We start from the raw sequence: 16,717 nt of genomic DNA on the forward strand, positions 1-16,717 counted from the left end.
ATGGCAGAAGAAAACAACCAGACGGCCGAAGCAGCCGAGAACCTGACCGAGAAGAAAATCTCGCAGGAGCATCCGCAGGGCGGCGAGCCGCAGGAAACCCGCGAGGGTCGCGGCGGCGGTCGTCGCGGCGAGCGTGGTGATCGCGGCGACCGTGGTGGCCGTGGCCGTGGCCGTGGCCGTCGCGATGATCGTCGCGGCGACGACGACGGCGAGGAGCTGATCGAGAAGCTGGTCCACATCAACCGCGTGTCGAAGACGGTGAAGGGCGGCAAGCGCTTCGGTTTCGCCGCTCTGGTCGTGGTGGGTGACGGCAAGGGCCGCGTCGGCTTTGGCCACGCCAAGGCCCGTGAGGTTCCCGAGGCGATCACCAAGGCGACCGCGTCGGCCAAGAAGAAGATGGTTCGCGTTCCGCTGAAGGAAGGCCGCACGCTGCACCATGATGGCCGTGGCCACTTCGGTGCCGGCAAGGTCAACGTGCGGACCGCGCCTCCGGGCACCGGCATCATCGCCGGCGGTCCGATGCGCGCCGTGTTCGAGAGCCTGGGCGTTCAGGACGTCGTGACCAAGTCGGTCGGCACCTCGAACCCGTACAACATGATCCGTGCCACTTTCGATGCGCTGACCAGCCAGACGTCGCCGAAGTCGGTGGCGCAGCGTCGCGGCAAGAAGGTCGCCGACCTGCTCGGCCGTGGTGGTGCGAGCGAGGTGGAGGCCGAAGCCGCCGCCGAAGCGATTGCGGAGTAAGTTCTGATGGCCAAGATCAAGATCAAGCAGATCGGTTCGCCGATCCGTCGTCCGGAGAGCCAGAAGAAGGTTCTCGTCGGTCTCGGCCTGGGCAAGATGCACCGGGTCGTCGAGATCGAGGACACGCCCGAAGTGCGCGGCGCGGTGGCGAAGCTGCCGCACCTGGTCGCCGTGGTCGACTGAGGCAGGCGCACTTTTGCGAAGAATCAGGAAGGGGTCCTGGCTCGTCGGCCGGGGCCCCTTCGTGCATTTACGGTGAGGGCATGACGGCTAGTCTGAACCGGGCGATGCGCGTGGCGGGTTTGCTCGCACTTGCCGCGCTGGCCGGTTGCGAGAAGACCGAGGAGAACGTCACCGCGGGCGGCATCGACCAGACGGGCCCGGTCGTCGCTTGCGGCGAGGCGGCGACTGATCCCGAAGTGATAGACGCGCGTCAGGATGCCGACGCGGCGCTGAGGCGCGCGATCGGCAAGGCCGATCCGGTGGCCGAAGCGGCGCGGGCGATCGCGGAGGGAGACTTCCGGCTGATCGCGCTGACAACCGTTTACGATCTCGACAAGGCGACCTTCGGCGCGCGCTGTGTGCTGGAAAACGGGCTCGATCCCTGGACGGTGCGGGGAGTGTCGCTGGCGCGGAGCGGCGCGGGCGTGACCAAGGACGTGCTGTTCGATTTCGGCCGGCGCTACAACCGCGAGATCGTGACCGCGCCCGGCTACCCCTACGCCGACATCTGCCGTCCGGCGAGCGAGGAAGTCGAGGACGAGCAGAAGACTCCTTCGGGTTCGGGCTACCTCGATCTGAAGCGGCCGACCGGAACCTACGATCTCGCCGAGGCGGCGCGGCGCGGCGACGCTTGGCGGATTCGTCAGGTCCTGCGCAACGACGAGGGTGCGCTCGACCGTCCCGATCTGTTCGGCATGACTCCGCTCGCCTGGGCGGTTTCCTATCGCAAGCCCCTTGCGATCGACGCGCTGCTCGATGCCGGGGCGAAGGCTTCGGGCGTCGGTTGCGCGGTGCTGCCCGACGCGCGCGCGCCGATCCAGGTCGCGCGTGCGATGAAGTGGCAGTCGGCGGTGCTTCGAATGCGCCCGCGGCTCGATCCCGGCGTCTTCGAGGAACTGCGCGAGGAGCCGGCGATGATCGAGGATAGCGAACTGGCCTATCGCCGCGCGCTGATCGATCTCGGCCGACGCTACGAACGCGAGCTGAGGCGCCAGAAGGAGAGCATTCAGCGCGTCACATTCCAGATCGACGCGCGGGGCAATCCGCGAAGCTGCGTGCTCGATCCCGGCACCAAGATCGCAGCCTTCGATGCCGAGATCTGCGAGAAGGGGGTCGAACTGCTCCACTGGAAGCCGGCACGCAATCCGTTTGGTGTCGAGGTTCCCGGCGAGACGACCATCGCGGTGCGGACGGTCGGGTATTAGGTCGTGCACCGTGCAGAGTTGATGGAACAGCCGTGACCGATCATCCGCGCGTCGATCCCGAACGGGTTCGGGCCTGGCTTGCCGCACGGTCGGTCGCGCGCGGTCTCCCCTTGCCTGTCGAGGATCGGGGCGGCTTCCGGGTCGACACGAACTCGGCGGACGAGGTCAAGCGCTGGGTGTTCCCGTCAATGGGAACAGGCCTTAAGGACCTCGCGCGCGCCATCGCTCGGCCCGGTTATTTTCTCAAGCTATGCGGCGATGCCGACGAACTCCTCTCGGCTCTTCCGCCTGGTTGGCGGATACATCCGCCGGGCTACCTGATGCAGGCCGGTGGTACCCATGGCCGACCTGCGCTGGCCGGGGGCTACAGGTTTGAAGTGGCGACCGCCGGGGGCGTGACGAAAGTCCTCGTGTTCGCCAGCACAGGCGAACTGGCCGCCAGCGGATACGCGGCGCAGACATCCGAGGTGTTCATCTACGATCGCATCGTCACGGATGCCGGGCATCGCCGGCGAGGGCTCGGCCGCTTCGTGATGGCGACGCTTCGCTTGGCGCGCCGCGATATGGCGGTGCCCGAACTGCTTGTCGCGACCGAGGACGGAAGGGCGCTCTATGCGGCATTGGGATGGCGGGTCCTGTCGCCCTATTCGACGGCGTCGATCGCCGCGCCGTAGCTCGCGCGGCGGGCGTAGCCGATCAGTGCTCCGCCCATAAAGGGGGTGACATCGCCCCGCCCATCGCCTATGGGGCCGCCTTTCCATCCAGCGCGACAAAAGCGAAAGCGAGTGCAGACTATGAAACTGAATGACATCCGTGACAACGAAGGTGCCCGTCACCGCCGCATCCGCGTCGGACGCGGCATCGGCTCGGGCAAGGGCAAGACCGGCGGTCGCGGCCAGAAGGGCCAGAAGAGCCGTTCGGGCGTTGCCATCAAGGGCTTCGAGGGCGGCCAGATGCCGCTCCACATGCGCCTGCCGAAGCGCGGTTTCACCAACGCCAAGTTCGCCAAGGACTATGCCGAAGTGAACCTCGGGATGATCCAGAAGGCGATCGACGCGGGCAAGCTCGAAACTTCGGGCACGGTGGATCACGCCGCGCTCAAGGCTGCTGGCCTGGCGCGGGGCGGCAAGGACGGCGTGCGTCTGCTCGGCAAGGGCGAACTGACCGCCAAGGTCGCGTTCAAGGTCGCCGGCGCCTCGAAGGGCGCGGTTGCTGCGGTCGAGAAGGCCGGCGGCTCGGTCGAACTGCCCGCCGCCAAGGAAACGGCGGAAGCCTGAACGGCGGCCGTCCGATCCTGAGTTGTGAATACCGGGAGGGCGGGCGCATGGCGCTTCGCCCTCTCGTTGTTTCCGGTTCCCGGCTTTCGGCCTTCGACTAAATCACTATATCAATGACCCTGTTCACGGGTTCGACAAGCCCCGCCGCAACCGGTAATGGCTTGGCGAATCGCTCAATCGAGGCTCCATCTCCGCAATGGCTTCACGCGCCGACAACATCGCCAGCAGTCTAAGCCTGGCCAACTTCTCGAAGGCGACCGAGCTCAAGAAGCGCATCTGGTTCACCATCGGGGCGCTGATCGTGTTCCGTTTCCTGAGCTTCGTGCCGCTGCCCGGCGTCAATCCGCTGGTGCTGCAATCGCTCTACAGCCAGACGCAGGGCGGCATTCTCGACCTGTTCAACACCTTCTCGGGCGGCAGCCTCTCGCGCATGAGCCTGATCGCGCTCGGCGTGATGCCCTACATCACCGCCTCGATCGTGGTGCAGCTCGCCGCCTCGCTCCATCCGGCGCTGATGGCGCTCAAGAAGGAAGGCGAGGCGGGGCGCAAGAAGCTCAACCAGTATACCCGCTACGGCACGGTGTTCCTCTGCGCGATCCAGGGCTATTTCGTCGCGACGGGGCTTGAAGCCTACGCCGCGCAGAGCGGCCTGCAGGCTGTCGTCGACCCCGGCTACATGTTCCGCATCGGCGCGGTGATCAGTCTCGTGGGCGGCACGATGTTCCTGCTGTGGCTGGGCGAGCAGATCACCTCGCGCGGTATCGGCAACGGCGTCTCGCTGATCATCATGGCGGGCATCGTCGCCCAGATGCCGACCTTCGTCACCCAGCTCATGGCGCAATACAGCGCCGGCGACACCGGTAGCCTGCTGATCATCTCGCTGATCGTGCTGATCGTGGTGCTGATCCTGTTCATCTGCTTCATGGAACGCGCGCAGCGGCGCCTGCTGATCCAGTATCCCAAGCGCGCCACGCAGCGTGGCATGATGCAGGCGGATCGCAGCCACTTGCCGCTCAAGATCAACACCGCAGGCGTGATCCCGCCGATCTTCGCCAGCTCGCTGCTGTTGCTGCCGCTCACGATCACCCAGTTCGCGGGTAACGCGCTGTCGACCGACTCGGCGATGGGCAGCTTCGTGGTCACGCTCAACCAGTACCTGGGCCACGGCAAGCCGCTCTACATGGCGCTCTATGCCGCGGGCATCATCTTCTTCTGCTTCTTCTACACCGCCGTGGTGTTCAATCCGGAAGAGACCGCGGACAATCTGAAGAAGAACGGCGGCTTCATTCCGGGCATCCGGCCGGGCAAGAACACCGCGACCTATCTCGACTACGTTCTGACCCGCATCACCGTCGTCGGCGCGATCTATCTGACGGTGGTCTGCGTGGTGCCCGAATACTTCATCTCGCAGACCGGCCTGCCGCTGCTTTTCCTCGGCGGTACCAGCCTGCTGATCGTGGTGAACGTCACCGTCGATACCATCACGCAGATCCAGTCGCACCTGCTGGCCCACCAGTACGGCGACCTGATCAAGAAAGCGAAGCTCAAAGGCAGGCTGCGGTAAACGACAAGCCGAGTTATGGGGGACAAGCTAAAGTGAACATCATTCTGCTGGGACCGCCGGGAGCCGGCAAGGGCACCCAGGCACAGCGTCTCGTCGAGCGGCACGGCATGCGCCAGCTTTCGACCGGCGACATGCTCCGCGCGGCCGTGAAGGCCGGAACCCCGATCGGTCTCCAGGCGAAGGCGGTGATGGAGCGCGGCGAACTCGTCTCGGACGAGATCGTCTCGGGCATCATCGGCGAGGAACTCGACGCGATGGGGCCGGACGCGGGCGCGATCTTCGACGGCTATCCGCGCACCGAGGCCCAGGCGATGTCGCTCGAAAAGCTGCTGGCCGATCGCGGCCGCACGCTCGACCACGTGATCGAGCTCGAGGTCGACGAGGACGCGCTGGTCGAACGCATCACCGGCCGCTTCACCTGCGCGACCTGCGGGAAGGGCTATCACGACAAGTTCGAGCAGCCCAAGCTGCCCGGCACCTGCGACAAGTGCGGCGGCACAGAGTTCAAGCGCCGGCCCGACGACAACGCCGAGACGGTGCGGACCCGCATGGCGGAATATCGCGCCAAGACCGCGCCGATCCTCCCTTACTACGAGGCGAAGGGAATCGTGACGCGGATCAACGGCATGGCCGAGATGGACGAGGTGACCGCCGAGATCGAAAAGGTCATCGGCTGAGCGCGAAGATACAGGCGCACGGCGGCGCGAGAGGGGGAGTGTCACGATGAAGTGGGCAAGTCTCGGATTTCTCGCGCTGTCGATGGCGTCGCCGGCTCTCGCCAGCGTTCATCAGGTTTCCGATCGCGGGTTCGTCATCCGCAATGTGGCCGAAGTTCCGGTCTCGCCGGACGAGGCGTGGGACCTGCTGGTGCGGCCCTCGCAGTGGTGGGATTCGGCGCATACCTTCTCCGCCGATGCCGCCAACCTCACGCTCGACGAGCGTGCGGGCGGTTGCTGGTGCGAAGTGCTGCGCAACCCGGATTCGCCCAACGCCGCGCCGCGCGGCAGCGTCGAGCACATGCGGGTCATCTATATTGAGCGCGGGCGCGCCCTGCGCCTGAGCGGCGGGCTCGGTCCGCTCCAGGCCGACGCGGTGGTCGCCACGCTGACCATCCAGTTCAAGCCCGGCGAGGCAGGCACGCAGGTCCTGATGGAATACGTCGTCGGCGGTTACATGCGCAGGGAGCCGGGCGTCGTCGCGCCTGCGGTCGATGCCGTTCTGGCCGCACAGCTCTCGCGCTTCGCGGACAAGCTGGGCGGCAGGGTGATTCCGATACCCGCCAAGGAGGCCGTCGGGGCGTCCGAACCGGACGCGGAGGCGGAGACGCTGGACATGCCTGAGGAGGAATTGCCCTCCGGGGACGCGGCGCCCAAGATCATGCCGATCGATCCCGACGAGAAGGCCTTCGTCCCCGAACCGATCCAGGGGCGCTGATCTCTTTCGTTAGGGATTTTGACTGTTAACGCGAATCGCGTTAGATTGCCCTGCAGCGGGGAAGAGGCATCCGAACACAGTTCGGATTTGCCTCCGTTTTTTGCTGCGCAACCGTTGACACTCCTATGGAATCGGTATAGGCGCCCCCTTCACTCAACAGTTACGGCTCGGTCCGGCAGGCATTGGCATGTCCCGGACTTTTCCCGTTTGGGGCGTCGAGACTGCGATCCGGGTGTTGCGCTATGAGATAGGGCCCGTGCGGTGGCCCTGTGGAGCAGGAGATTTAAGTGGCTCGTATTGCCGGGGTGAACATCCCCACCAACAAGCGCGTGATCATCGCGCTCACCTACATTCATGGTATCGGCCGCAAAAAGGCGGTCGAGATCGCCGACAAGCTGGGGATCGACCATGCCCGCCGCGTCCAGGATCTCTCGGACGCTGAAGTGCTGCAGATCCGCGAGACGATCGACGCCGATCACCTTGTCGAGGGCGACCTTCGCCGCGAGACCGCGATGAACATCAAGCGTCTCATGGACCTCGCCTGCTATCGTGGTCTTCGCCACCGCAAGGGCCTTCCGGTCCGCGGTCAGCGCACGCACACCAACGCGCGCACCCGCAAGGGCAAGGCGAAGCCGATCGCCGGCAAGAAGAAGTAAGCCGCTGGCCCCGCACGAGGGGCCTTCGGTGTTTCCCAGCTTTTTTCGACAGGACAGACGATCATGGCACGCGAACCCCAGCGCATTAAGCGCCGCGAGCGCAAAAACATCACCAGCGGCATCGCGCATGTGAATGCCAGCTTCAACAACACCATGGTGACCATCACCGATGCCCAGGGCAACGCGATCTCGTGGTCGTCCGCCGGCATGATGGGCTTCAAGGGCAGCCGCAAGTCGACGCCTTACGCGGCGCAGGTCGCCGCCGACGACGCGGGCAAGAAGGCTGCCGAACATGGTGTCCGTACTCTCGAAGTCGAGGTCAAGGGACCGGGTTCGGGCCGCGAAAGCGCGCTTCGCGCCCTCCAGGCGGTCGGTTTCACCATCACCTCGATCCGCGACGTTACGCCGATCCCGCACAACGGCGTGCGTCCGTCCAAGCGCCGCCGCGTCTGATCGAGACCAAGCGGGCTGCGAACCGGTCGCAGCTCGATGCAAGGATCGGCCGCGGCCCCGTCTCGGGTCCGCGGCTGCTGCCGTCAAATGACCATCCCAGGGGAAGTCCATGACCGTCAACACGAAAAACTGGCAGGAACTCAAGAAGCCGAACAGCCTTGAGATCAAGCCCGGAGCCGACCCCAAGCTCCGCGCGACGTTCGTCGCGGAACCCCTTGAGCGCGGCTTCGGCCTGACGCTCGGCAACGCCCTGCGCCGCGTGCTTCTTTCCTCGCTCCAGGGCGCCGCGATCACGTCGATCAAGATCGACAACGTGCTTCACGAGTTCTCCTCGCTCGCCGGCGTGCGTGAAGACGTGACGGACATCGTCCTCAACGTCAAGCAGATCGCGCTGAAGATGCAGGGCGAAGGGCCGAAGCGCCTTCAGCTGTCGGCGATCGGTCCGGCCGAGGTCAAGGCGGGCGACATCGCCGTCTCGGGCGACATCGAAGTGATGAACAAGAACCTCGTGATCTGCCACCTCGATGAAGGCGCGACGTTCAACATGGAACTCACCGCCGATGTCGGCAAAGGTTACATCCCCGCGGTCCAGAACCGTCCGGTCGATGCCCCGATCGGCCTGATCCCCGTCGATTCGCTCTACTCGCCGGTTCGCCAGGTGAGCTACAAGGTCGAGAACGCGCGTATCGGCCAGGAACTCGACTACGACAAGCTCAGCCTCACGGTCGAGACCGACGGCACGGTGGCGCCCGAGGACGCGGTGGCCTATGCCGCGCGCATCCTGCAAGACCAGCTCGCGTTGTTCGTCCACTTCGAGGACGTCGCCCCGGTCGGCCAGTCGCCGATGATCGGCATGGCCGCCGCCGCGCCGGAGGAAAGCGACACCAACCAGCTCAACCGTTACCTTCTCAAGAAGGTCGACGAGCTCGAGCTGTCGGTGCGCTCGGCCAATTGCCTCAAGAACGACAACATCATCTACATCGGCGATCTGGTCCAGAAGACCGAGGCCGAGATGCTGCGCACGCCGAACTTCGGCCGCAAGTCGCTCAACGAGATCAAGGAAGTGCTTTCGAGCATGGGCCTGCGTCTCGGCATGGACATCCCCGGATGGCCGCCTGAGAACATCGAGGAAATGGCCAAGAAGCTCGAGCAGGAACTGCTCGGCTAATCAGGCCTCGAGGGTGCTGGCGGCGACCCGAACTGCCGCCGGGAACGGGCTACCAGAGGGCCCCATCAAGATGTCATTTTGATGGGACCCGCTATACGGGCCCCTTACGAACGAAGGACTAGAGAATGCGTCACAAGATTTCCGGCCGCAAGCTGCAGCGCAAGTCCGGCCACCGCGCCGCCCTGCTGCGCAACATGGCCGCCGCGCTGATCAAGCACGAGCAGATCAAGACCACGACCCCCAAGGCGAAGGAACTGCGTCCTTACGTCGAGAAGCTGATCACGCTGGCGAAGCGCGGCGGCCTTTCGAACCGTCGTCTGGCGCACAGCCGCCTCTTGGACGAGGCGCAGGAAAAGAAGCTCTTCGAGGTTCTCGCCGAGCGCTATGCCGGTCGCAACGGCGGCTACACCCGCATCATCAAAGCTGGCATTCGCGCTTCGGACGCGGCGCCGATCGCGATCATCGAACTGGTCGAGCGTGACACCGACGCCAAGGGCCAGGACTCGGGTCCGGTCATGCAGGACGATGAAGAATACGCCGAGGCGTAATTTCCGTTTCACCGCGAAACGCGTAAGAGGGCGGTCGCGACTAGGAGAGTCGCGGCCGCTTTTTCGTGGAGGAGAGGGTGCGGCGCATAGCAATGGCGCTGGCGGCGGTCCTGGCGCTCTGGACGGGATCGCCCGCCGGAGCCGGCTCGGGCTCGTCCGAAGCGCGGGAATTTCACTATCCGCCGACCCGGCAGAGCGACGTCGTAGAGAATATCTTCGGCGATGCGGTTGCCGATCCCTATCGCTGGCTCGAGGCCGACATGCGCGTCGATGCCGAAGTCGCGGCATGGGCGCAGGGGCAGGATGCTGTTAGCCGGGGCTATCTCAAATCCTTGCCGATGCGCGACTGGTTCGAGCGGCGCATCCGCGAACTGTTCGACTACGAGCGCTTCGGGCTGCCCGAAAAGGCCGGCAGGCGCTATTTCTACACGCGCAGTTCCGGATTGATGAACCAGCCGCAGCTCTTCATGCGCAAGGGCCTCGGCGGCAAGCCGCGGCTGCTGCTCGATCCGAATCTGTGGCCCGGCGGGGGCACGCGCGCGCTCGATGCCTGGGTGCCTTCGGCCGGCGGCCGCTATCTTCTCTATAGCGTGCAGGACGATGGCAGCGACTGGCGCAGCCTGCACGTGCGCGATGTCGATCGCGGCGAGGACCTGCCCGACGACGTGCGTTGGGTGAAGTTCTCATCGCTCGCCTGGATCGGCGAGAAAGGCTTCCTCTATTCGCGCTTTCCCGCGCCGGGATCGGACGAGGCGCGGCTCGATCCGACCTACGATCAGGCGGTCTACTTCCACCGGATCGGTACATCGCAGAGCGAGGACGAACTGGTCTTCGCAACGCCCGACCACCCAGGATACGGCCATACCGCAACGGTTACGCAGGACGGGCGGCTGGCGGTCATCACGTCGACGCTCGGGACGGATGCGCGCCGCGAAGTGCACGTCATCGATCTCAAGTCCCGCAAGCGCGGCACCTGGCCGGCGATCCGGCTTGCCGATGGGGCCGGCCACGACTGGAAGCTGGTTGCGGGCGTCGGCACGCGCCTCTGGTTCGTCACGAATTGGCAGGCATCGCGCTATCGCCTCGTAACGGGCGATCTCGCCAATCCCGGCGAAGGCTGGCGCGAGGTCATCGGACAGCGTCCGGACGTGCTCGACAAGGCGGAATTCGTCGGCGATCAACTTGTACTGAGCTATCTTCGCGACAATGTCGTGCGCGCCGAGATCGTCGATCTTGGCGGAAACGGCGCGCGCCAGCTCGCGCTCGGCGATATCGGCACCGCTTCGGGATTTCGCGGGCGGCTCGGCGATCCCGAAACCTTCTTCCGTTTCGCCAGCTTCAACCTGCCGCCATCGATCTATCGCATGGACATAGCCAGCGGCGAGGCGCGTCCCTTCGCCGAGCCGCAGCTTGCCTTCGACCCGCGCGCCTATGTCGTCGAGCAGCGCTTCTATGCCTCGAAGGACGGGACGAAGGTTCCGCTTTATGTCGTACGCTCGCGCGCGGTGGCCGATCGCGGGCGGCCGGTGCCGACGCTGCTTTACGGCTACGGCGGATTCGACGTGGCGCTGCGACCGGAGTTCTCGTCGGTGCGGGCGGCCTGGCTCGAGGCGGGCGGAGCCTTCGCGCTCGCCAACGTGCGCGGCGGCGGCGAGTATGGCGAGGCGTGGCATGACGCGGGGCGCCGGGCGAACAAGCAGAACACCTTCGACGACTTCATCGCTGCAGCCGAATACCTGCTTGCAGAGGGCATCACTGCGTCGGGTGGGCTCGCGATCCAGGGCAGCTCGAACGGCGGCCTGCTGGTCGCGGCGGTGGTCAACCAGCGGCCCGACCTTTTCGCCGCGGCCAACGTCAATGTCGGTGTCACCGACATGCTGCGCTTCGATCGCTTCACCGCGGGCCGCTATTGGATCGGAGACTACGGCGATCCCTCAAGCGAGGCCGATTTCCGCGTCCTGCGCGCCTATTCGCCCTATCACAACATCCGCCCGGGCAAGGACTACCCGGCGATCCTCGTGACGACGGCGGAGGCCGACGACCGCGTGGTGCCCGCGCACAGCTTCAAGTATGCCGCCGCGCTGCAGGCGGCCGATATCGGGGAGCGGCCGCACTTGCTGCGGATCGAGGCGCGCGCCGGGCACGGAACGGGCAAGCCGGTCGACAAGACGATCGACGAGGGCGCCGATGTCCTGGCCTTTCTCGCCCACTGGACCGGGCTGGATTGGTCCGCGACAGCATCGTTCACAAAAATGGCAAATAATATTAACGGCGACTGACGGCGCAGTTCAGGGCTACCTCACGGCCAGGCTGGTAAAAGGGTTCTCGAAAGGTCGGGCAAGGGGTCCGGCGAACAAGAGGACAACAGCCATGGAAAGACTTACCAAAGCATTGGTCGGAACCGTGGCCGCCGGTGCCATGGCGGTTTCGGCGGCCGCCCCCGCGCAGGCACGTGACAATGACGGGATTGGCGCGGGCGAGATCATCGCCGGCGCGCTCGTGATCGGCGGCATCGCCGCGATCGCCTCATCGGCCAGCAAGGACAACGACCGTTACCGCTACGGCTCGCGTTATCGTTATGACGACCGGCGCTATGATCGCCGCGGCTATCGCGGTGGCCGCTACGCCAGCCCGCGCGACGCCGTGGCCCAGTGCGTGAGGGCGGTCGAGAGCGCCGCCAGCCGCTATGGCCATGGTCGCGCCAACGTCACCCAGATCCGCAAGGTCAAGCGGACAGGGAAGGGCTACGACGTGAAGGGCCGTCTCGCGGTGAATGACGCGGGGCGCTACGGTTATCGCAATTCGCGCTACCGTGGAGGCTACGACACGGGCACCTTCAAGTGCAATTACAACTACGGACGGGTGGTCGATGTCGATTTCAGCGGCATTCGCGGTCTGCGCTGAGCCGAGTTCTGATGGCGACGGGCGGTTCATGCTTTCGACAGCATGGGCCGCCTAGTCGTATGCAATCCATACAGCGGCGCGTCGGGAATCGCGCGCTTGCGTGAGGGCCTGGTCATGACAATCTTCGCATCGCGTCCCGCTCTCGCTCTGGCTTGCACCGCCGCGCTTGCCCTGGCCGCCACGCCGGCCCTGGCGCACGGCTATCGCGGACCGTATCGTCACGACCGGATCGACGGTGGCGACGTGCTCGCTGGCCTGCTGATCATCGGCGGCATTGCCGCGATCGCCACCGCGGCGAGCAACGCCTCGAAGCGGCAGGCCGACGAGGACGAGCCGCGCTACCGCTATCCCGGGGGGCCCGATACCGACGATCGCGACGGCGGCTATGCCGACGAACGTCCCGAATATCCCGGCTCGGAATATCCCAGAGACGACAGGGCTGCGGCGCGCGGCACCCCCTGGCGCGATCTCGGCGGGCGTGACGAGGCGGTGGACATCTGCGCCGACGAGATCGAGCGCGGCGACCGGCGGATCGACAGCGTCGATACCGTCGCGCGCGAAGGCGAGGGCTATCGCGTGGAGGGCCGCATGCGCGACGGGCGCGATTTCGCCTGCGGCGTCGATGGGGATGGCCGTATCCGCAAGGTCGCCATCGACGGTCGGGCGATCATCTGACGCGCCTTCCAGGCAACCATTGACGCCCCCGGCTTCTGTGATACACGAAGGATCATAGAGGCCGGGAGAGCATCGTGAACTACGAGACGGCGGACTGGTATTCGGATGTCGCCCTGGTCGATGATCCGCATGCCTATTTCGATTTCCTGCGCGAAAAGGGTCCGGTGGTGCGCTTGCCGGGGCGCAACGCCGTCGCGGTGACAGGCTATGACGAGACCATCGCGGTCATGCTCGATGCCGAGCACTTCTCCGAGATCAACGCGGTCACCGGCGGGCTCGTCGAGCTGCCGTTCGAGCCGCACGGCGACGACATCACCGCGCAGCTCGAGGCCCATCGCAAGCAGATCGACTTCGCCGACCAGATCGTCGCCGAGGCGGGAGACCGCCACGCGGACTTGCGCTCGATCCTCTCGCGGCTGTTCACGCCGAGCCGGCTCAAGGCTTTGCAGCCGCAACTGGCGCAGACCGCCGAGGCGCTGATCGACGAATTCGCTGCCGACGGCAAAGTCGATATCGTACGCCAGTACGGCGGGCCATACGGAGCGCTGGTGATCTCCGACCTGCTCGGGCTGTCCGACAAGACGCGCAACAAGTTCCGCGATCTTCTCGGGGACGCGATTCCGGTGCCGATGAACGCCTCCAAGGAAGAGATGATGAAGAATCCCCTCGTGGGTGTCGGCAAGGATCTCTTCAAGCTCATCTCGAAGCGGCGGCTGGCCAATCACGCACTGATGCGTCCGTTGCGCGCGCTGCTGGCGCACGAGGACATTCTCAACGATCTCGCCGAAGCAACCTACCCCGACGGTTCCAAGCCCACGCTCGTCGACCTGACCGGACTGGCCGCGTTCCTGTTCGGGGCGGGGCAGGACACGACCAATCGCCTGCTCGCGAACGGTTTCAAGGTCATCGCCACGCGGCCCGACATCCAGCAGGAACTGCGCGAGGATCCCAAGCGGATCGAGGCCTTCATCGAGGAACTGCTGCGCTTCGATGGGTCGGTGAAGAGCGGCGGGCGGCTCTGCCAGAAGACCACGACGCTGGGCGGCGTCGAGATCAAGGCGGGCACGGCGATTCTCATGTCGCACATGGCCGCCAACCGCGATCCCGCCCGCTTCGCCGATCCCGGCACGTTCGACATGGACCGGCCCCGGATCAAGGAGCATCTCGCCTTCGGACGCGGACGTCATACCTGCATCGGCGCGCCGCTTGCTCGCCGCGAGGTCGCGACCAGCATCGAGCGCCTGTTGGCGCGGATGGACAACATCCGCTTGTCCGAAGCGCACCACGGGCCCGAAGGCGCGCGCCGTTTCGAATACGAGCCGACTTACGTGCTACGCGCGCTCAAGAGCCTGCATCTCGAGTTCGATCCGCTCTGAGGTGGACCTTCAGCTATCCCGCTGGCCGTAGGCGGGCAGGCCGATCGACCACTGGATCGCCGCGCCGCGCAGCGCGAAGCCCGCGCCCGTCGCCACCGCCCAGGTGAGCCAGATCGGAAAGCCGAGGAACCAGCCGATCGCCGCCAGGCTCGCCGAAAGCGCAGCGGCGGTCACGTAGATTTCGTGCCGCATGAGGATCGAGGGGCGACCCGCGACGACGTCGCGGATGATCCCGCCGACGCAGCCGGTGACGATGCCCATCAGGATGGCGGTGACGAAAGGCAGTTCGAAGCGTAGCGCCTTGACCGTGCCGAGCACGGCATAGGCGGCAAGGCCCGCCGCGTCAGCCCAGGCGAGCAGCCGCGGGCTCCACCACTTGTCGGGCGCGAACCAGACCACGAGCGCCATCAGCAGGCACGCGGGCGCGGCGAAGGGGTCCATCATCCAGAAAACCGGTGCGCCGATCAGCATGTCGCGCACGGTGCCGCCGCCGACGCCGGTGATCAGCGCGAAGAAGCACATCGTCACGAAAGTTTGCTGCTCTCGCGCGGCGACGATCGCGCCTGATAGGGCGAAGATGGCGATGCCGGCGAGGTCGAGGATCGGGGGCAAGGCAGGAAAGGCTGGTTCGGGCATCTCAGCTCACCTTGGTTAGATATGCGGCTGCAGCCTGGACTGCGGGGGCCTTGCGGGCGAATCGGTGACTTGTCTGGCTGGCCCCGCTAGGGTTTCTCACAGAAAAGGACAATCCGGGGAGCACCCAAGCATGAGAAAAACCATTGCCGCGCTTCTGCTTGCGGCCGGCGGCTGCGCGCAGGCGCCAGGAACCGTGGCGAGCGCGCCGGAACCGCCACCCTCGGAGCGCGCCGCGCAAGCGAGTGAGCCGGCCTACGACCTCGATGCCCAGCTTGCCAAGCTGGCGGTGATCGAGATGCGGCCCGAAACCGGGTTTCTCTCGGCCGAGGAACGCAAGGTCGTAAACCTGCTGATCGAAGCTTCGGACCTCATCACCCAGATTTACCTGCGGCAGCGCAGCGTCGATAATCCGCAAGTCGAAAAGGCCGTGGCGATGAACCGGCGTGCCGACCGCGACAAGCTGGTCGAGATGTTCGCCCGCAACCTCGGCCCCTGGGACGAGATGGCCGATCTCCATCCGTTCTGGGGCACGGAGCCGATGCCCGAAGGCGCGGGCTTCTATCCCCCCGACCTGACGCGCCAGGAGTTCGAAGCCTATCTCGCCGCGCATCCCGAGCAGAAGGAGGCGCTCACGAGCTGGTACACGGTGGTGCGCCGCGATGGCGACAAGCTCAAGGCCGTGCCCTATTCGGTCGAATACCGCGAGTGGCTCGAGCCCGCCGCCAGGCTGCTCGACGAGGCAGCGGCGACCACCGGCAATCCCAGCCTCGGGAAGTTCCTCTCGCTGCGCGCCAAGGCGTTCCGCACCGACGACTACTACGAGAGTGAGCTTGCCTGGATGGATCTGACGGGCACGCCGATCGAACCCGCGATCGGGCCCTACGAGGTCTACACCGACCGGCTGATGGGCACCAAGACCGCGTTCGAGAGCTTCGTCACGCTCAAGGACCCCGAAGAGTCCGCCGCGCTGGCGAAGTACAAGAACTACTTGCGCGAGATGGAAGGCAACCTGCCGATCGAGGACAAGTACAAGAACTTCGCGCGCGGCTTCGAAAGCCCGATCGCGGTGGCCGAGCAGGTCCACGGCGGCGGGGACAACATTCCCGGCAGCCAGACGATCGCCTTCAACCTGCCCAACGACGAGCGCGTGCGCGAAGCCAAGGGTGCGAAGAAGGTGATCCTCTCGAACGTGCTCGGCGCCAAGTACGAGCGGATTCTCGAGCCGATGGCGAGCCATGCGCTCAAGCCCGACCAGGCGAAGCTGGTCGCCAAGAAATACATGCAGCTCGAAACGCTGTTCCACGAGCTGTCGCACAGCCTCGGGCCCGGCACGATCACGGTCGACGGACGCCAGACCACGGTAAACGAGGAGCTGAAGGACCAGTACTCGGCGCTCGAGGAATCCAAGGCCGACGTTGCCGGCGTCTGGAACATCCTGTTCATGATGGAGAAGGGCGAACTGCCCGCTTCCGAGCGGCCGCAATTGCTCGCCACTTACTTCACCGGGATTTTCCGCGCGGTGCGCTTCGGTGCGGTCGAGGCGCACGGCAAGGGCGCGGCGGTGCAATACGGCTATCTGCGCGACAAGGGCGCGTTCACCTGGGACCCGGTGGCGAAGCGCTATGTCGTCGACGAGGCGAGGATGGTCGATGGCTTGCGCGACCTGCTGCATGACGAACTCATGCTCGAAGCCACGGGTGACTATGCCGGAACCAGGGCCTTCATGGACAAGTGGTCGCAGCTCGATGCCGAGGCGCTGGCGGTGATCGGCTCGATGGACGACATACCGATCGACATCCGACCGATCTATCCCGAGGAGATCTGAGACCGGTGCCCGGGCCGTCTCGGTTCCGGT

General features: G+C 65.6%; 18 protein-coding genes. 17 read left to right on the forward strand and 1 reads right to left on the reverse strand.

Annotated features, from left to right (window positions below):
- The 16 genes from rpsE (at position 1) to B2G71_RS14445 (ending at position 14,226) form a co-directional block, all read left to right on the forward strand.
- The gene (gene rpsE / locus B2G71_RS14370) at positions 1–744 is read left to right on the forward strand and encodes a 30S ribosomal protein S5 (protein ID WP_098107004.1); all 744 of its coding nucleotides are present in this window, start codon (positions 1–3) and stop codon (positions 742–744) included.
- A gap of 6 nt (positions 745–750) precedes the next feature.
- Entirely contained in the window at positions 751–927 is a 177-nt protein-coding gene (gene rpmD / locus B2G71_RS14375) for a 50S ribosomal protein L30 (RefSeq protein WP_098107005.1), read from the forward strand.
- An 80-nt stretch (positions 928–1,007) separates the two neighbouring features.
- A complete protein-coding gene (locus B2G71_RS14380; protein WP_141521580.1) occupies positions 1,008–2,171 on the forward strand; it encodes a hypothetical protein in 1,164 nt (387 codons plus the stop codon).
- 32 nt (positions 2,172–2,203) lie between these two features.
- Complete coding sequence (locus B2G71_RS14385) at positions 2,204–2,845, forward strand: GNAT family N-acetyltransferase (RefSeq protein ID WP_098107009.1); 642 nt, start codon at positions 2,204–2,206, stop codon at positions 2,843–2,845.
- A 120-nt stretch (positions 2,846–2,965) separates the two neighbouring features.
- Positions 2,966–3,448 (forward strand): 50S ribosomal protein L15, encoded by a 483-nt coding sequence (rplO, locus tag B2G71_RS14390; RefSeq protein WP_098107011.1) that lies wholly within the window; start codon positions 2,966–2,968, stop codon positions 3,446–3,448.
- 196 nt (positions 3,449–3,644) lie between these two features.
- The gene (gene secY / locus B2G71_RS14395) at positions 3,645–5,012 is read left to right on the forward strand and encodes a preprotein translocase subunit SecY (protein ID WP_098107013.1); all 1,368 of its coding nucleotides are present in this window, start codon (positions 3,645–3,647) and stop codon (positions 5,010–5,012) included.
- 32 nt (positions 5,013–5,044) lie between these two features.
- A complete protein-coding gene (locus B2G71_RS14400) occupies positions 5,045–5,689 on the forward strand; it encodes an adenylate kinase (protein ID WP_098107015.1) in 645 nt (214 codons plus the stop codon).
- Between the two features lie 46 nt (positions 5,690–5,735).
- On the forward strand, positions 5,736–6,446 hold the full coding sequence (locus tag B2G71_RS14405; protein ID WP_206049410.1) for an SRPBCC family protein: 711 nt from the start codon (positions 5,736–5,738) through the stop codon (positions 6,444–6,446).
- 287 nt (positions 6,447–6,733) lie between these two features.
- On the forward strand, positions 6,734–7,102 hold the full coding sequence (gene rpsM / locus B2G71_RS14410) for a 30S ribosomal protein S13 (protein ID WP_098107017.1): 369 nt from the start codon (positions 6,734–6,736) through the stop codon (positions 7,100–7,102).
- Between the two features lie 63 nt (positions 7,103–7,165).
- Positions 7,166–7,555 (forward strand): 30S ribosomal protein S11, encoded by a 390-nt coding sequence (gene rpsK, locus B2G71_RS14415; RefSeq protein ID WP_007011846.1) that lies wholly within the window; start codon positions 7,166–7,168, stop codon positions 7,553–7,555.
- A gap of 109 nt (positions 7,556–7,664) precedes the next feature.
- A complete protein-coding gene (locus tag B2G71_RS14420; RefSeq protein ID WP_098107019.1) occupies positions 7,665–8,723 on the forward strand; it encodes a DNA-directed RNA polymerase subunit alpha in 1,059 nt (352 codons plus the stop codon).
- A gap of 125 nt (positions 8,724–8,848) precedes the next feature.
- Positions 8,849–9,271 carry a 50S ribosomal protein L17 gene (rplQ, locus tag B2G71_RS14425; protein WP_098107021.1) on the forward strand — a complete coding sequence of 141 codons (423 nt, stop codon included), beginning with the start codon at positions 8,849–8,851 and terminating at the stop codon, positions 9,269–9,271.
- 92 nt (positions 9,272–9,363) lie between these two features.
- Positions 9,364–11,550: a prolyl oligopeptidase family serine peptidase gene (locus B2G71_RS14430; RefSeq protein WP_098107023.1), complete on the forward strand. Its 2,187-nt coding sequence runs from the start codon at positions 9,364–9,366 to the stop codon at positions 11,548–11,550.
- A 91-nt stretch (positions 11,551–11,641) separates the two neighbouring features.
- Positions 11,642–12,175: a hypothetical protein gene (locus B2G71_RS14435; protein ID WP_098107025.1), complete on the forward strand. Its 534-nt coding sequence runs from the start codon at positions 11,642–11,644 to the stop codon at positions 12,173–12,175.
- Positions 12,176–12,289: 114 nt separating this feature from the next.
- Positions 12,290–12,850, forward strand: a complete 561-nt coding sequence (locus B2G71_RS14440; protein ID WP_240530165.1) for a hypothetical protein — start codon at positions 12,290–12,292, stop codon at positions 12,848–12,850.
- A gap of 74 nt (positions 12,851–12,924) precedes the next feature.
- Entirely contained in the window at positions 12,925–14,226 is a 1,302-nt protein-coding gene (locus tag B2G71_RS14445) for a cytochrome P450 (protein ID WP_240530166.1), read from the forward strand.
- 9 nt (positions 14,227–14,235) lie between these two features.
- Here the strand turns inward: B2G71_RS14445 and B2G71_RS14450 are convergent, their stop codons facing one another.
- Positions 14,236–14,862 carry a TRIC cation channel family protein gene (locus B2G71_RS14450; protein WP_098107030.1) on the reverse strand — a complete coding sequence of 209 codons (627 nt, stop codon included), beginning with the start codon at positions 14,860–14,862 and terminating at the stop codon, positions 14,236–14,238.
- A 130-nt stretch (positions 14,863–14,992) separates the two neighbouring features.
- Between B2G71_RS14450 and B2G71_RS14455 the strand changes: the two genes are divergently transcribed.
- The gene (locus tag B2G71_RS14455; protein ID WP_098107032.1) at positions 14,993–16,687 is read left to right on the forward strand and encodes a hypothetical protein; all 1,695 of its coding nucleotides are present in this window, start codon (positions 14,993–14,995) and stop codon (positions 16,685–16,687) included.
- The last annotated feature ends 30 nt before the right edge of the window (positions 16,688–16,717 follow it).

This window comes from Novosphingobium sp. PC22D, assembly GCF_002556635.1.
Taxonomy (GTDB): Bacteria; Pseudomonadota; Alphaproteobacteria; order Sphingomonadales; family Sphingomonadaceae; genus Novosphingobium.

What these genes read in the sequence shown, in the direction of transcription:
- B2G71_RS14435 (WP_098107025.1), top strand. Translation starts at nt 11,642, where the DNA reads ATGGAAAGACTTACCAAAGCATTGGTCGGAACCGTGGCCGCCGGTGCC.
- rpmD (WP_098107005.1), top strand. Translation starts at nt 751, where the DNA reads ATGGCCAAGATCAAGATCAAGCAGATCGGTTCGCCGATCCGTCGTCCG.
- B2G71_RS14440 (WP_240530165.1), top strand. Translation starts at nt 12,290, where the DNA reads ATGACAATCTTCGCATCGCGTCCCGCTCTCGCTCTGGCTTGCACCGCC.
- rplO (WP_098107011.1), top strand. Translation starts at nt 2,966, where the DNA reads ATGAAACTGAATGACATCCGTGACAACGAAGGTGCCCGTCACCGCCGC.
- B2G71_RS14450 (WP_098107030.1), bottom strand. Translation starts at nt 14,862, where the DNA reads ATGCCCGAACCAGCCTTTCCTGCCTTGCCCCCGATCCTCGACCTCGCC.
- B2G71_RS14380 (WP_141521580.1), top strand. Translation starts at nt 1,008, where the DNA reads ATGACGGCTAGTCTGAACCGGGCGATGCGCGTGGCGGGTTTGCTCGCA.
- B2G71_RS14405 (WP_206049410.1), top strand. Translation starts at nt 5,736, where the DNA reads ATGAAGTGGGCAAGTCTCGGATTTCTCGCGCTGTCGATGGCGTCGCCG.
- rpsE (WP_098107004.1), top strand. Translation starts at nt 1, where the DNA reads ATGGCAGAAGAAAACAACCAGACGGCCGAAGCAGCCGAGAACCTGACC.
- secY (WP_098107013.1), top strand. Translation starts at nt 3,645, where the DNA reads ATGGCTTCACGCGCCGACAACATCGCCAGCAGTCTAAGCCTGGCCAAC.
- B2G71_RS14430 (WP_098107023.1), top strand. Translation starts at nt 9,364, where the DNA reads ATGGCGCTGGCGGCGGTCCTGGCGCTCTGGACGGGATCGCCCGCCGGA.
- rpsK (WP_007011846.1), top strand. Translation starts at nt 7,166, where the DNA reads ATGGCACGCGAACCCCAGCGCATTAAGCGCCGCGAGCGCAAAAACATC.
- rplQ (WP_098107021.1), top strand. Translation starts at nt 8,849, where the DNA reads ATGCGTCACAAGATTTCCGGCCGCAAGCTGCAGCGCAAGTCCGGCCAC.
- B2G71_RS14420 (WP_098107019.1), top strand. Translation starts at nt 7,665, where the DNA reads ATGACCGTCAACACGAAAAACTGGCAGGAACTCAAGAAGCCGAACAGC.
- B2G71_RS14455 (WP_098107032.1), top strand. Translation starts at nt 14,993, where the DNA reads ATGAGAAAAACCATTGCCGCGCTTCTGCTTGCGGCCGGCGGCTGCGCG.